Source organism: Endozoicomonas sp. ALB032 (assembly GCF_049310125.1).
In the GTDB taxonomy this organism is placed as follows: domain Bacteria; phylum Pseudomonadota; class Gammaproteobacteria; order Pseudomonadales; family Endozoicomonadaceae; genus Endozoicomonas_A.
In genome coordinates this window covers 3,810,332-3,825,308 of sequence record NZ_JBLYNW010000001.1, presented here as the reverse complement: position 1 = coordinate 3,825,308, position 14,977 = coordinate 3,810,332, and the positions used below count along the sequence as shown (strand labels likewise).

Sequence of the window (14,977 nt, the reverse complement as noted above, 5' to 3'; positions counted from 1 at the left end):
GCTGAGTTATGGATAACGAGCCAGTGCCTACTATAGGCAATGGATTCAGTCTGATCGAGCTGATGATCGTCGTTGCTATCATCGGCATTATTGTCGCGGTTGCCATTCCATCCTATCAGCAATATGTCTTTGAAAGTCGCAGGACAGACGCCCATATCGCCCTGACGACGGCGGCCGCAGAACAGGAGAAATTCTACACCTACGACAATGCTTATACCACTGATATCAACAATCTTGGTGGAGCTACTTCTCCGGACGGGCACTACACCATCGCCGTAACGGCCACCAATACCACCTATACCCTGACAGCCACAGCAAACAGCAGCAGCAACCAATTTGAAGATGCAGACTGTCGAACCATCACCTTAAATCAACTTGGGGTCAAAGCCGGTTTTGACAGTGCCGGGACAGCGTTTTCAGAATGTTGGTGAACCGGAAAGAGCTATTGCCAGGAACCGAGTGGCGTTCGTGTACCACGACTATTGATAGTCAGGTTACCGTCCGGGGCCTGAACACCCTGAGGGGTCGCAGTCAGTAATACACACTGTGAAATAGTCATAGAAGAACACGCAGCTGCACTGATTAAGTAATGACCATTCTCGGACACCACTTCATTGGCACCATTGATGGCGTAGCCCAATTTTGAGAGATCAGTAGTATAAGCCAGTTGTTCGGTAAAATAGCGTTCCTGCTGCTGCATAATCGTCAAAAGGGACGATATGCCTTCGCTGCGTCGGGAATGCATCACATGTTCGTTATACGACGGGACAATGATTGCGGCGAGAATACCGATGATGGCCACCACGATAATAATTTCCAGTAGTGTAAATCCCTTTACCTTTCTCACTGTTTTTCCCTCCAGAACGTTTTGTGGAAAGGTATCGAACCCGCTTCCCTGAGAATATCCTGAAAACACTCCCCACCCACACAGATATCTGCGCCTTGACTGCTACGGTTAAGAATGACGGGCGCTGGCGTCAGGATATCATATCGTAGCTCTCTCTTGCGGTCGCCTTTAACAACCTGACTATTGCCATCAAGATCAACTACTGCACTGGCATTATCAATGTTCAACACATAGAGAAAGCTGCTACCCCCACTACCAGGCGCGTAGGTAGTCAGGGTCAGGACATTATTGAACACAGTGGGCCTGCCCAGCAGCTTTTCTCCAGACACCTCAAAGCGGATATACCAGCCTTTCAAGCTACCCAAAGAACTGCGGGCCGTTGCCCGCTGAACCCCATTCCCCTGCTGTACAAGGTTGGCCGTGGCATCGTAGAGCGCTGATTCATCAATGACTGAACCATTGTTGTAGTTATAACTGGCAGGAGCGTCGTAAATGTTGGGATCCCTGAATACATAAAGCCGATCATTGACCTGAGTCCCCAGAGGTTTCGCCCTGAAACCACTGCCTACGACAATGTTCAAATGATCAACCGATCTTGACAGCGAAACATCCGGCCTTTCATAAAACCGTCGGGCATCGGCACTGGAGCTGCCAGAGAAGTTGGCAATTCGCCCTCCCGTGGCGAAGTTCGAGGCTCCGCTGTTATTCTGGTTAACATCGAATCGCCAGACCTGACCGCCAATGTCCACCGCAAAAAAGTAATCCGTCAGCCCATCGTTGTCGATGTCAATGACCGCAAGATCAGCAGGAATACTGTAATCCATATCCGACAGGTTCAGGTTGGTACCGCTGTTACCGGCAGACCAGAGCTTCTGGCCTGTTTCGGCATCCACCATATAGATGGCCCGGCCGATGTCATTATTGCCGATCGTCGTCTGTTCATCAGTATCCTGATCGTAGCCAGCACCAAATAACAGCACTTGTCTGTCAGAACCATTAAAACGAACCTTTGCCAGCGTTGGGGCTGACCAGGTCTGGCCCAATTCAGGAAAATCAGGGTTATTTGCAATGCTATCTGCCTGATTGTCCCTGTCCTGGTCCCCTCGAATCACCCATTTCAATACCGGACTGTTCCTTTCAGTAACATCAAGAGCGTAGATATTACTGCCGCCGCGCCTCATGGTGAGATAAAGATAGACATGCTCTCCAGAATCGGGACTGCCATTATTAGTCTGAAGCACATCGCCATCACCGTTGGCATCATTTATCCATACCGTCATAGGGCCATCCATGCCGTAGGGCTTGGCCGGCTTAGTCACAGGGGGAGGCGGTATCTGAGGGGTGCTCCTGAGCCTGCAGCTCTTATCAAGGGGGACATCACCAAACTTATAGCGATACTCACAAAACTCAGGCTCTAAACAGGTTCCCGGGGGCACAGAAAGAGAATAATTATAGTAACAGTCACCGTCCGACTTTGGTATGCTATTTTTAAGACGGCAACTCTGTGTATGATGAAGATCTAAAAATCGATACTGATAACTGCACCAATACTCGGGAATGCATTTACCGGGTATTCGGTAGTCCCAGACACAACCCGCATCGGAAGATGGGCCGCTATAGTGGTCCCCCCCCCCTACCAGATTATCTTTGTAGAGTTTAAGGTTAACGAGCAACTCTTTAGGAATAAATGAGAACTCGGTGCTGCCATTAGCGGTATTTACACCGTGTAAAAAGCCGTCGTTGGTGGTGAAATAGACAGTTCGATCCACCACTGAGCCAACACTGTTCTTATAATAGGTGATCACTTTTGGCTGGGTATGAAGTGGATCACCAATACTGGTTCGATTGTCCGTAATGGAACCGTCCCTGTCTTCGTCGTCAACATCAACCCCTCTGGCCCACTTGAGAACATTGGTGCGGTTCGTTGCCGACCCACTCCCGGACAAAGCCAGAAGCCCGGTGGTAATCCTTGAATTATTCTCACTGACACGATTACCCGAAGCACTCAGGATGAGATTGTTACCAGTGATAATATTGGAAACCACCAGCCGATTTTGACTCAGATGGGCAGCCATCCCCCCTTCACTAACAGAGCCACCATCATAAGTATTTCCCCAAAAGCTTTTGGAAACGCCGCCAAAAAATCCGGTGGATGAATTGATAGCCAAATTACCATTGGCATCATAAACCTGATTATCCGAACCCAACCGGTAACGCTTGAGGTTGCCGCGCCAGCTGGGGCCATTCTCAGTCCGCAGCACGATATAATAGAGTTCATCAGAGCTTTGGAGAGCGTTTGCAGCATCACTGACCGATCCGGGTGCCGCAAACCCCAGGGTATCGGTCTGACTGTTATTGTATGCATTGATCAGAAGATCTGTGTCGTCGGACTTTACCTTTGACAGCCAAAACAGACTGAGAAGTAATGTAAGAAGTAGATGATGCATTAAAGGGGAAATCCTCCGTCACGCGCTCTTACTTCTCCATCGGCAGCAAAGCCTTCAGATTGATTCAAAGTGTGTTCACATAGATAAAGCCCAGGGTCTGACTGGATTGTGCGCCTGCCTTGAGCAAAGTAGCGACACTATCAATTTCGAACATCAGCCCCATGTATTTGCCCAGGCTGTAGCCCGGAGGCGGTGGTACCTCACCGATATATCGGAGAGTGGCAGTCTGGCAGATTTGAGTCGAGTTAGGGCAACCTGTCTGGTCCTGTACAATGGTCAGGCTGACATTACTGGCCTTGGCATCCAGTAAAACACTGGGGTTGTCGATAAGGTATTTATATTGTCCATCCAACTCACTGTACGCTACCTGATAGACCTGTAATCCTTTCTGTTCATTGCTGACCGCCATTTCTTCAAAAATAGCCATTTCCATGACAAACAAACTCGAAAATAGCAGCACCAGCATAATGATCATGGTCATAAGCATGATCGCACCCTGTTGCCTGGCTCTGTGAATAGATCTCATACTAGAATCCGGCGTTGTTAAGTTTATAGGCTGTGGTAAAGACATATCGGGGGCGTCCATCGTTAAAGGTCAAAGTATTACTGTCCAGAATGTTGTACGTCCGCGTTCGCTGTTCAAATGAGCGAGCCTGCTGACCAGAATTCACAAGTATGCCCAATCTGATACTTCTGACATCCCGCCAGTCACTGACCGTACTGGCCGACAGATACTGATGTACATTATTCGTATTGTTATGGGTAACGCCATAAAGAGCCTGGAGACGTTCAACACCACTGATCACAGCCCTGGCTGCACCTCTGGCTATAGAGTTTGCCGGGTTGTAGCCCCGGCAGAACAGAGTATCAATATTGTTATTAGCCGGATCAGGAGCCACATAGTAAACATTGGCCGTCAGCTCATTCGCCGGAACGGTGTTACCCGCACAATCTTCACTGTTCTGAGGTAGAAACTGGACAGCCACCTGATCACTGTTGTTACCGCCACCATCAAATGTACATTGTGCCGCGCTGCCACATCTGCCAGTAAAGAATGGCAGCACCAGACTATTCACTTCATCGCTGTAGCCTGCCTGTCTTAGAGCACGACCCAGCAGATACAGTGTATGCCGCCCATTTTCCTGGGCCAGGGCAAGATCTTCCTGGAAATAGGTAGAACGACTGCTGTTCAACATCAGTTTTAAAAAGGTGCTGCTGACTAACAAACCGATCACAAGCGCCAGCATCAGTTCAATCAGCGACAACCCTTGCTGTCGGAATAAGGATTTTCTGATCATTACCGTAGATATTTCAGAGTCAGTGATTTCTGAGCCAGAAACAAACTACCAATGCCGCCTCTGGCTTCCCATTCAAGGGTTATCGACACCGTTGCACCAGAATTACAGGGGCTGGCTGAACAGCTGACAGTCATCTGCTGGTCGGATAGTCTGGCATTTCGGCACATGAGATCATGAACATCAAAATCAGCCATTTCATCAGCCGTGCAGGTGTTGGCAAGGCATTGTCTGGGAGCAGGCCCGGCACAATAGGATGAGAGATTACTGCTGGCGGTCTGGGCTCTACTCTGGTAACGGCCTGACTGCACCCCCTGAACATTCACCTTCATACGTTCAGACATCTCATTCGCCAGCCAGAGCGCCTGAGAACGTTGCAGGCTGTCTTGAGTTGCTCTGGTGGCCTGAGCCTGCATTCCCGCCATCCCAAGAATGCCTACCATAAAAATCACCACACTTATCAACACTTCTATGAGACCAAAGCCTTTCTCTTTGCTCTGTGGAACCTTTCTGTACGTCTTTGTATGTGCTTTTAAGTGTGCTTCCATCAACAATTACCTGTGGAAGAAGATTTTCGAATTTGTCCAGTCGTTGTGACCGATACGGTTTTAATTGGAGTGCCCAATCCTCCCGTGGGACAAACTCTGATAGTTCGCACCACTGAAGGGCTGCCCCTGGGGGTAAATGTCAATGTGTTACCGGCATTCAGATTAATCGTGACATCACTGTCAATTTCTCCGTATACCCTGATAACGTCCTCACCCGTATCAACCGAACTGTTATTGTTGGGATTAGTGAAAACCATCCAGCCTGCTTTCCAGTTGCTGCCTGAAGTATCGCAACTTGTGCCGTTTTTGCTTCGACAGAGACTGATATTCACGCCTCTTTTTATCGCCTCACTGCGAGCCACCACCACACTACTGAAAATACGTTGATTGTAAAAATCCAATCGAAACGATTGCACAAGCGAATCCAGGGACACCGTTATGGAACTAATGATGCCGACCAAAAGAATGGTGATCATCATCTCGATAAGGGTCAGCCCTTTCACAAGCCCGGGCCGGGTAATTGCGAAGCGATGCCTGAACACAACCTGCTTCCTTTGCTGAATGACACTCCAACTTTAGGAAAAAAAGCAAGACCAGAGATTCAGGGAATGACAGGCGGCTTATCCAGGTGTGAGCCGGATAGCACCTGATAAAAAGGCTTCAAAGAATTGACACGAATCGGGAGATTAAGGGCTTCCCCGGGGAATGCCAAAGATCTGTCGTCATGACATTCTGCCCGAGGTTTGTGAATTCAGTTCGTGATTGCTGATACCGCCTCCGGCTTCCTGATGGATATCGAAAGACGATGTAACCCAGCTCCAGTTTGACTCTTTTTATGAAAAGGTCACGTCCCGGCTTAGAAAGCAGCCGAATACGTCAAACTGACCAGCTCAGAGCCATCACCCTGACCGCTATAGTTATAATTCAGCCCCAACTTGCCATTGCCCAATTCCATAACGGCGCCCAGATTAGCCGTAGCAAAGCCACCTTCATCCACATAGGCTCCAGGCAGGTTGTACTGCCCAAAATTCAGATTGGTATTGGTGACGTTAATGCTCTCAAAGCCACCTTCCTGCTCATCGGTATGATACATCTCGGCGTTGAAGGCAATAGTCTCCGTGAGCTGCATACTACCCATAAAACCGGCACGCAGCTGCATGCTTTCTGTGGATTGATTCCCCCATTTGTAATTGGAAATTTCTCCGCCACTCTCGGTATAACCGTTAACAGAAGCATGAATGGCTTGTAATCCGAGAACGGGACCAAAAACAAACTGAGACGATTCATCGAGCAGGTTATAGCCAGCCAGAAGATCCAGACCAACAGCATGGCCTTCGGTATCCCCTTTGGCAGTATAAGACTGCGAACCTATATTGAAATCACGCGCAAGATCTGCATAGTCCATATTGGTATAACCCAGTGCACCTTCTAAAAACCAGGCACCTTCACGATAACCATAAAGAATATTCAGACCATAATTGTTTGCCTCAAACGATGAACCATCGACGTCCAGCTCATTCTGTCCCAGAGTAACAGCAATACCCAAAAAATGGTTGTCATCCAGGCCTTTGATCAATCCCACAGTGGATGAATAACGATCATCGTCGGGACTTAAGCCGCCATCCAGCTCATTGGCCCCCGAAGCGCCACTGATAAACCAGCCACTTTTTACATCCTTCCAGCGGGACTGACGCATTTCATTGGTAACTGCACTGAATTGACTGCGAGCTGCACTCAAGCCCATCAGCGGTAACAACCCCACTTTTCTGGGGGCTATAATGATATCCGCCATGTAATCTGCAGCCAGAGCATGGGTTTTGCCGGTGGGGTGCAAAAAATCATTAAAAATCAGGCTGTCAGGGTCCGGAGCAGTGCCATCAACCCCATAGACCGGATGCTCGAAGCATGTGCTTGAAGCACCAGTACCCGCCTCACCATTGTCATAACAGGTATACACCTGATCGATTGGAGCGACGGTGACAGCTGCATCGACGCCTGAGGCAAAACCAAATTGATCAGCGTCCCTGATAATAAGATCAATAAAACCCTGAAAATCTACCGGTATGACATTGGCACTGGTTTGGTTGACAAAAATTTCAAGCGCCTGGTTGTAACCAGCAGCAGCAGTACTTGCCCCAGTGGCCTGATTCGGATCAGCCAGAGCAGCCAGTTGAGTAAGGGGAATCCGCCCCATATCAGGCAAATTTGCCAACATAATATAGTTGGCACCAGCAGCACTCAGAGCACCCACCGCTGTAGCCATATTCTGGGCTGATGCCTGAATCGCAGCCGCTTGATCGGGCGCGCTCGACCATGTTCCCCGTAAATCATTCCCCCCACCATCGAGCAAGTAAAGTGCATTTCCAGAGGCCGAAGGGTTATCAATCAAGTAAGAATTAAAATTGCTTCCTCCACTGACCGTAACAGTATTTGCATCATCCTGAAGGGCAACCCCACCAACAATAGAATCCAGAACATCGGCGGTTTGATAGCCCCCGACTGCATAGTTATTACCGCCATTGGCAAGAGTATCAATATCCAATCCCAGGGCCTTAGCCAGCAATTCAGTCGCTATGACTCCGCCATCATTTGTCGCATAAGACAGGTTGCCTGTATCCAGCAAGCTGTCACCAAACACGTAAAAGTCACTGAAGGGCTGCTCGGCCTGAGCACCAAAAGATACGACTGCAGCCACAGCCGCAGATAGAATTTTCCGCTTCATCTTCTTTCCTTATTATTATTGTGATGATTTTTATATGCAGTATTGTGAGGCTATTTTTATCACTGCGACCAGAATTTAGCAATCAGTCATTAATAATCGGCATATGCCGCCGACTCACTTTTCCTGATTTTCTCAAGCAGCTAGCTCATCAGTCTTTATTGTCTTTCTTTGAACTTTTTTTGGATTTAAAGGTCAAAATATACTCAAGGAACACAATACTTCAGGGATTAAGTATATGAATATATCGCAGTCTGGAGCCTTCAATGGCCCCTCCATCGGAAATGAGCCCTACTCGCTACAGGACAGCGTTGCCAGACTGCCTGGCAGCAACAACGCGGCAGAGGTTTATTTACCAGCTAATCGCGAACATCACTACACGGGTTCAGAGCAACCTGTTGTACAGCGCAAGGTTTCTAACCTTGCCCTCTTTGACGGGCCTGGCCCAGTATCCGCTTCAGGTCATGATATTTACCTGACGCCACTGTCCACAGCTGTACATCTTCGGGAAACGCTGCAGAACCTTATCAAAACATTGCATTATCAAAAAATAACCATCGAAAAGTCTGACGTTAAAGAACCGGAAAACCAGATTGAAGAAACGAAGGAGGATGATAAAACCGATGAGGCACTCAATATTTTTATCGGTTTTATATTATACAAGGAGGGCCTCCAGGAAGACCGTGGTTTTTTTGCAAGAGAACAAAATCGATATTTGCCAGACCAGACAATCGAAGCCAGACGGGTTACTGAGATCTGTGATGTCCTGAAGAAAATATTTCAAGAGCATTCAGAAGGAGTAAAATCTAACGAGAACTATTTTAAACATGAAGGTCTTAATTATGATCTCTCTGAAATGCTGATTGATTATCTTGCGGAAACCGGTTATATCCCAGTCTGGAAGAATTGCGATAGTATACCCTGGGCTCTTCGCAGGGAACTGTTTGAATTTTTTGAAACTATCCTGTCGCATTACGGCAAGTTTTCCGAGCTAATCGCTATATTTGGTTTTATTTACAAACATGAATCCCATTTTATTGAGATTGCCAAAGCTTCTGCTGACAGTCTCAATAATAATTTGTTGTCGTGTGTTTTACGCATCGATGATGACCTGCGCGAAACATTCAACAAATCGATAATGAAAGAAATATTTGAACGACGCTATATACATGTTATTGACAACCTGTTTGCCAAAAAGTCTGAATTCGTGGGGAGCAGCGAGTACCCATTGATGAGTCCATGCCTTAAATTTGGAGAAGAGTTCGAATACTATATTAACACTTTATCGGGCTCAAAAAGTGAAGCGAGGCGTAAAGCCCTGTATCCTCTTGGAGAGCACCTTGAAGAGCAGGGCTTTAAGTTCCTTGGTTGGATTGAACCATACAAGAGGCGGTATACCCTGAACAGTGATTTTGAGATTACCTCGTTTGTGGATACAGTTGAGTGTCTTGAGATAAACTGCAAGCCATACCACTTAGATGATAAACAAGCCCATGACTGCTTTAAAAAGGTGATTAGTGCGATTAACTTCATGCGCAACAATAGGGTTATCAGTTATAGCTCCGGGCACAAACATGTTGATGTGTTGAGTGCAACGGGCGGTGATCCCGCAATTATCATGGCAATCGAATGTGAATTACAAAACAACCCCTATTTACTCAGATTTTTCGGTAATGAAAAACGGATTGTCTCAGATAGCGAGGCGCAATGGCATAAAACATTCAATGATTTTGAGAAGCTGAAGGATATCGCGATAGTCAGGATGAATCAAATGATTGCCCATTACAATACGAGACTAATGGATGGGGATTATTGCAGCAGCAATTTGCAAGGAGCAACCGATGAAGAAAAAATGGAAAACCTGAAACAGTTTACTGGTTTTTACAGTCGATTTGTTCAGATGACCGACTTTCAGCATATGACCGGGAAATGGAGGTGTATGCCATGTGAAGAAAATGATGCACTCGCAGGCGCTGCAGAAAAGTACATGGCGATCTCGTTATTACATATCAACGGAACAGCTGCCATCAATGCGCTTCCAACAATGGAATTCCGTTTTTTCCGCTGTCCGAAAACAGCTGAAGAGGTACAACTGGTCAATGAATTCTTGCAGGCCTGGTTTCAATATATCCACCAGTGTCGGCGTGACAATATACCTCTGGAACCCGTTCCTGCTGACATCAAGGCATCCAAAGATTATTCCCCTGAAGAAGTGCGGAGCTGCAGTCTTGCCTATCTCGAAAAAATAGGTCTGGATTCACGACGTTATCTGGTCTTTATGGATGCAGAATAATGGCTTTATCCAATTGAAAAGAAAGGCAAGACCAGAGATCCATGGAATCATTCGCTTCCCCAGGGAATGCTCAAGATCTGTCGCCATGACATTCTGCCAGAAGTCTGGAAACGGTAATTCAGTTCGTGACTACTGATACTGCCCCCGGCGCCCTGGGTTACCGCAGATCGACTGCCACCAGCCCCCTGATGGATAACGGGAGACGACGCATAGCCCAGCCCCAGATTGACTCTTTTTATGGAAAGATCAGCGCTGGTTTGATCGCCCTGATCCTGCTCACCCAGAACGGGATCGGGTGATGCTGTCCCCGTCTGGTAATGCAAGCCGACCAGAGTACTGGAACCATCCACACGGCAACTGTCTGCTGATGGCTTGTATTCAGTGAACAGAATCAGAGAAAACAATCGGGAAGCCGAGGTGATTGACCGCCCGGCGGGAATAACACCATCACCCTCTAAATCAATCATCCAGCCACTCTTGGCCGCAATCACTGACTGAAGCGCAGTAAAGCTACTGACGGTTGAGGAGTCCACTGTATAAGCCACATTGCCGCTGCTGGTTTTTTTATTGATGTTACCATTGGTGTAGACCTGAACGTCCGTCGTATTGACCAGATCTGATAAAGACACCGCATTGTAGGTTAAAGCACCGCTGCTATCCTGTGGTTCCCTGAAACCATAGAAGGACTGTGCTTGTGTTGTGCGATTGTCATCATACGTCAGTAGTCTTCCACTCCCTACATAAAGCCAATGATGACGCTTGTCTGAGGCCACAACAGGGGCGGCTGAAATCGGCTTCCCGGTATCAAGAAGTGTTGCCAGTGTTGAGTCGGCCATAGTGTTTTGCAGACGCAATCTCATAAGTTTGCCATCCAAAGTCGAAGCACCTGTTGCAACTGCTCCGAGATAAACGGCATCGTCTTTATAATCCCGATCCCAATCCACAGCTGTAATATTACCTCCGTATGCCTGAGAAACCCCTGAATCCATCGGCGCCATGCCCGACACAAAAGCTTTACTTTTCAGATCATAGACAAAGAGTTTCAGATTCTGATTACTCGACCCGTCATCCAGTGCCGTTCGTATGCCAGACTCCCCTGTACCGATGGGTCCTGATGCAAAAACCAGATACCATTCATTCGTCGTAGGTGTTTGACTCCAATCATCTTCACCCTGGCTGTCTTTGGCAGCCACACGACGTTTTACCAGAGCAGGGCGAGAAGTGGTAAAGCCCAGTTCCGGATGGGTTATTTCCGCCAGCAGTTTAGGGGGCTCCTCTGGATTAGTGATATCCAGCACTACATAGGCAGAGCGAAGTGTTTTGTTATTCCCACCCAAAGTCACCTCGTAATCACCGCCACCAAGACGCATACCCATCACCAGCACGGTTCCCCAGCCGCCGGGATAATCACTGTCATTACTGTCAAAAATGTTGGCATCGAAAGTTACAGGCTCTGCATCCATGTAGTAAACATGGGGATAGTCCGGCTCTCTCAACCACTGCAGATGAGGCAACAGATTCATGGGCGTATAAGCCCAAAGTTCAGAACCCAGTGGATGGCTGACTTCGCTGTTATCCCCCGTTGTGTTATAGCCGTATTGACTGTCATCCCAGAAGCCACCGTTAAAAGCGTGGATCATGCCGTCATTAGCCCCTACGTAAAGCATGTGCCGACGGTTTTTGTATTGGTTGTAGAAGGAGGTATAGGTGGTATCGGAATAGAGGGCATCAAACCGACTTTCCGGAGAAGACACCAGCTGTGGTGTTGAATGAATAATATCACCCAGTCGCCAGACATCATCGTCTCCGTCTTCATCGTAGTCAATGGTTCTAGGACGGGTTCCGGAGATCTCCTCACCGCGAACATAGTTGATGACATTGGCAACCTCAGAAGCTGAAACCCCCAGATAACCCTCGCTTGTGCTGAATGTATCAGGCGTCAGTGGCAGAGTTTCACCGATATCAACAACACCATCATTATCTTCATCCAGCCAGGTCAGAATATGGCGGCCACCTGAAGCGAGGGAACTGAAGGTACGCTGACTGGTGACGTTGGAGAGACTGGATAATTGATCTCTGGCATCCCAGATTGCATCCAGCTGATTCAGGGACTTAAGAGCGCCGTCGGGCGTCAGTGTTACCCCTGAATCTGAAGTGGAATATCTCTGAAGCAGCGTCTGGTTGGAGTTGGGGTCAAAAATCAACTTCACGACTTTATCGACCGTATAATCATCAAGCTTGTCATTACCATTGCTGTCTTCGCGAAGTAAACCCTTACTGTCGACAAAGAGCGCGTGAAGCATACCACCCCAGGAAATGGTCTTACCGTTGTACTCCATAACGGGTTGAAACAGCGCCTGATAGAGAACACCTGCGCCAGTCTGACTGTTCGAAAAAAGTGCCGCGTTGGTGGCGGAGGACACCCTGCTGACGATATCCTGCAACACTTGCCCCAGCTGAGCTTCTAACTGGCTGGGGTTACGAGCGAAATAATAATTGTCAGGTAAACCATCTGCGCCTATTGAGCCTGTAGTATTATTCCGGCTATCCCACTCCCGGTCGTCATCTGAAATCCCATCGCCATTTTCGTCATACCTGGGCGTACCATCGCCATCAAGATCAACAAAGCCACCGTACTTGGCCGCAAACCAGAGCGGTTTTTCAAGTAGACCTGCTGAGTTGCCGCTGGCCGTAAAGTTATTCACTTCATAATCCGTCTGCCCTTTGTAGACAAAATCGTTTTGTAATCCATCGTCGTAAGTACCAGTCATTGTGTAACTGAACCTCAGGTTCAATCCGGCATAAACACCATCTACTTGGACAGCCATTCGCACCTGGTCACTGCCAAAACTACCCACACGCAGGGTTGAATCTGAAGTGGCTGAGCACTGGGCTCCAACACAAAACTTAATGCGTGAGGAAGCGTCATAATCAAAATCATTACCCCAGAGAGAGTCCTCCCAGGTAAACAGCAAGCTGCCTTCCACGACCTCACCATCAGAGTTCAGTACTGTATTCTCTACCACTACATCAGTGAGTGTGCAGTCACTACCACTGCCAGAGAAATTCGTTCCGGAACCAAAGTTGGAGCTGGTATGACAAACCGGTTGGAAAGTGACAGGCTTACCACCCGCATTCAGGGTAAAGCTAGGCATACTCTCTGCCAATTGAACGGCATAGGTTTTGACTTTCTGCACACCATCAAGAGTAGTGTTCAAATCGGTCTGGTTGCCATAGAACGCCAATCCGGACGCCTGATAACTCCCCTCCAGCTGAGGCAACTCAGGACACAGGCCTTTGGCTTCTGACAACCCATTAAGATACTTAGCTGTACACTGTCGCGTGCTACCTGTACCTCCAACCAGATAGTTACCAGCAAAGTTATTGTTATATTCAAGCTCACCTACTTCATCGGTTTTGCTATTCACACTGGCAGTACCCGACAAGCCAGGCAAATCGGCACTACTGGAGAGTTCGTCGGAATCAAAAGAGTTCAGTCCGCTGGACAACAGGATAATTGAACAGTTGGCACAGGCGTTGGCTGAAGTGACGGGGGCAATCCAGGACTCGGTCGACAGTCCTGACACAAATTGATCATCAACACTGGTATCAAAAGCACTGCTGGGTGATGACTGACCGGCAAAGTATCTTAGAGCCTCCAGATACATTTCAGCCAGTGGATTCCCCCAGTTGCTGCAATGACGATTTGAATAAGTTGAACGCCCTGATTTAAAGGTATCAATGGAAATGCCATAAGTGCTGCAGTCGGTATATTTATTCTGACTGTAGCTGTACCTGGCAATTCTGAAGCTGTTGATGTGCTGTATGATGCCATTGACAGAGCCGTTAAAAATACCGGTAGATACATTGACCTCATCATCAGAAGACGACGAGTTACCACCAATTTTGGAGATATTTCTTCGCAGCAAGCCACCAGAAATATTCTTGTCGTAACTGCCGCTGATCAAGCCAAACCGGAGACTGCCATCTTCACCATAGCGTTGCAGCAATCCCACCGGTTTGGCGTTGCCATTAGAATACTCTCTGCAACGAACCGACGTTGATGCATCTTTACCTGCTACACAGGATTCAACCCGAACCGTTTTTTCTGCTAACTCATAGCTGCTGGAAGGACTGTTAGACGCACCCCACTGGCACTGAATCACTTCAGTAGAAGCCCAGCGTGGCCATTGACCACTGGCAATACGAACCTTTGGTTCACCAAGTTCACTGGTCGCCAGATTACAAAAACTCACAGAACCACTGTAAGGAGTCAGACTGGCAAGATCACTGCCATTGTATACTTTGACAAAAGCATGAATATCTCTGGGCAAATAGGCTCTTTCCAGAACGGTCAATGATGAACTATCAGAAGAACGTTTACCCCCAAAGAGCACCCTTCTCAGAACATCCATTCGACTCATGGTCGCCCAATTCAGAAAATTACCACTCCATGGTGCACTTGCTGTATCACAGAAGTGACTATGGGTACCGGTTGCCAGTGCAACCGGTGAAAATCGCCCATTCGACGAACTGTACGAATAGCACCACTGACTGTCGAAGTACCCCAGGTATTCGAAGTCGTCTTTATAGGTCACATCCAACTGACCATCACCATCCAGATCCGAGTAATCCGGGTAGGCTTTTTTAAACAGCTCGTGATCAACCGACATCACCAACATAACCAGAGGTTCCGAGCTTCGACTTAACAGAGGTGGCACCGATGAATAGAGATTCGATGAGGGATCTGCTGATACCAGAGTGGACCAGACTGACAAAACAGACAGGCTGTTTATCAGCATTTGCTTCATCTTCATGACTGCACTCC

The 14,977-nt window shown here is 47.9% G+C and carries 10 protein-coding genes; 2 read left to right on the top strand and 8 right to left on the bottom strand.

Going from position 1 to position 14,977, the window contains the following annotated elements:
* Nucleotides 1–8: 8 nt before the first annotated feature.
* Nucleotides 9–431, top strand: a complete 423-nt coding sequence (locus tag ACO6VG_RS14430) for a type IV pilin protein (protein WP_422132960.1) — start codon at nucleotides 9–11, stop codon at nucleotides 429–431.
* An 11-nt stretch (nucleotides 432–442) separates the two neighbouring features.
* Here the strand turns inward: ACO6VG_RS14430 and ACO6VG_RS14425 are convergent, their stop codons facing one another.
* The 7 genes from ACO6VG_RS14425 to ACO6VG_RS14395 form a co-directional block, all read right to left on the bottom strand.
* A complete protein-coding gene (locus ACO6VG_RS14425; RefSeq protein ID WP_422132959.1) occupies nucleotides 443–847 on the bottom strand; it encodes a type IV pilin protein in 405 nt (134 codons plus the stop codon).
* Nucleotides 844–3,294, bottom strand: a complete 2,451-nt coding sequence (locus ACO6VG_RS14420) for a pilus assembly protein (RefSeq protein WP_422132958.1) — start codon at nucleotides 3,292–3,294, stop codon at nucleotides 844–846. Before ACO6VG_RS14420 ends, ACO6VG_RS14425 begins: the two co-directional genes overlap by 4 nt.
* Nucleotides 3,295–3,358: 64 nt before the next feature.
* Entirely contained in the window at nucleotides 3,359–3,820 is a 462-nt protein-coding gene (locus ACO6VG_RS14415; protein ID WP_422474434.1) for a hypothetical protein, read from the bottom strand.
* A 1-nt stretch (nucleotide 3,821) separates the two neighbouring features.
* Nucleotides 3,822–4,592, bottom strand: coding sequence for a PilW family protein (locus ACO6VG_RS14410; protein ID WP_422132956.1), 771 nt, complete (start codon nucleotides 4,590–4,592; stop codon nucleotides 3,822–3,824).
* A complete protein-coding gene (gene pilV / locus ACO6VG_RS14405) occupies nucleotides 4,592–5,137 on the bottom strand; it encodes a type IV pilus modification protein PilV (RefSeq protein ID WP_422132955.1) in 546 nt (181 codons plus the stop codon). Before pilV ends, ACO6VG_RS14410 begins: the two co-directional genes overlap by 1 nt.
* A complete protein-coding gene (locus ACO6VG_RS14400) occupies nucleotides 5,137–5,679 on the bottom strand; it encodes a GspH/FimT family pseudopilin (protein WP_422132954.1) in 543 nt (180 codons plus the stop codon). Before ACO6VG_RS14400 ends, pilV begins: the two co-directional genes overlap by 1 nt.
* A gap of 314 nt (nucleotides 5,680–5,993) precedes the next feature.
* Entirely contained in the window at nucleotides 5,994–7,859 is a 1,866-nt protein-coding gene (locus ACO6VG_RS14395; RefSeq protein ID WP_422474432.1) for an autotransporter domain-containing protein, read from the bottom strand.
* Between the two features lie 235 nt (nucleotides 7,860–8,094).
* Here ACO6VG_RS14395 and ACO6VG_RS14390 point away from each other — a divergent pair, with 235 nt between their 5' ends.
* Nucleotides 8,095–10,149: a hypothetical protein gene (locus tag ACO6VG_RS14390; RefSeq protein WP_422132952.1), complete on the top strand. Its 2,055-nt coding sequence runs from the start codon at nucleotides 8,095–8,097 to the stop codon at nucleotides 10,147–10,149.
* A gap of 47 nt (nucleotides 10,150–10,196) precedes the next feature.
* On the opposite strand, the gene ACO6VG_RS14385 is transcribed toward ACO6VG_RS14390, so the two are convergent.
* Nucleotides 10,197–14,966 carry a pilus assembly protein gene (locus ACO6VG_RS14385; RefSeq protein ID WP_422132951.1) on the bottom strand — a complete coding sequence of 1,590 codons (4,770 nt, stop codon included), beginning with the start codon at nucleotides 14,964–14,966 and terminating at the stop codon, nucleotides 10,197–10,199.
* Between the last annotated feature and the right edge of the window lie 11 nt (nucleotides 14,967–14,977).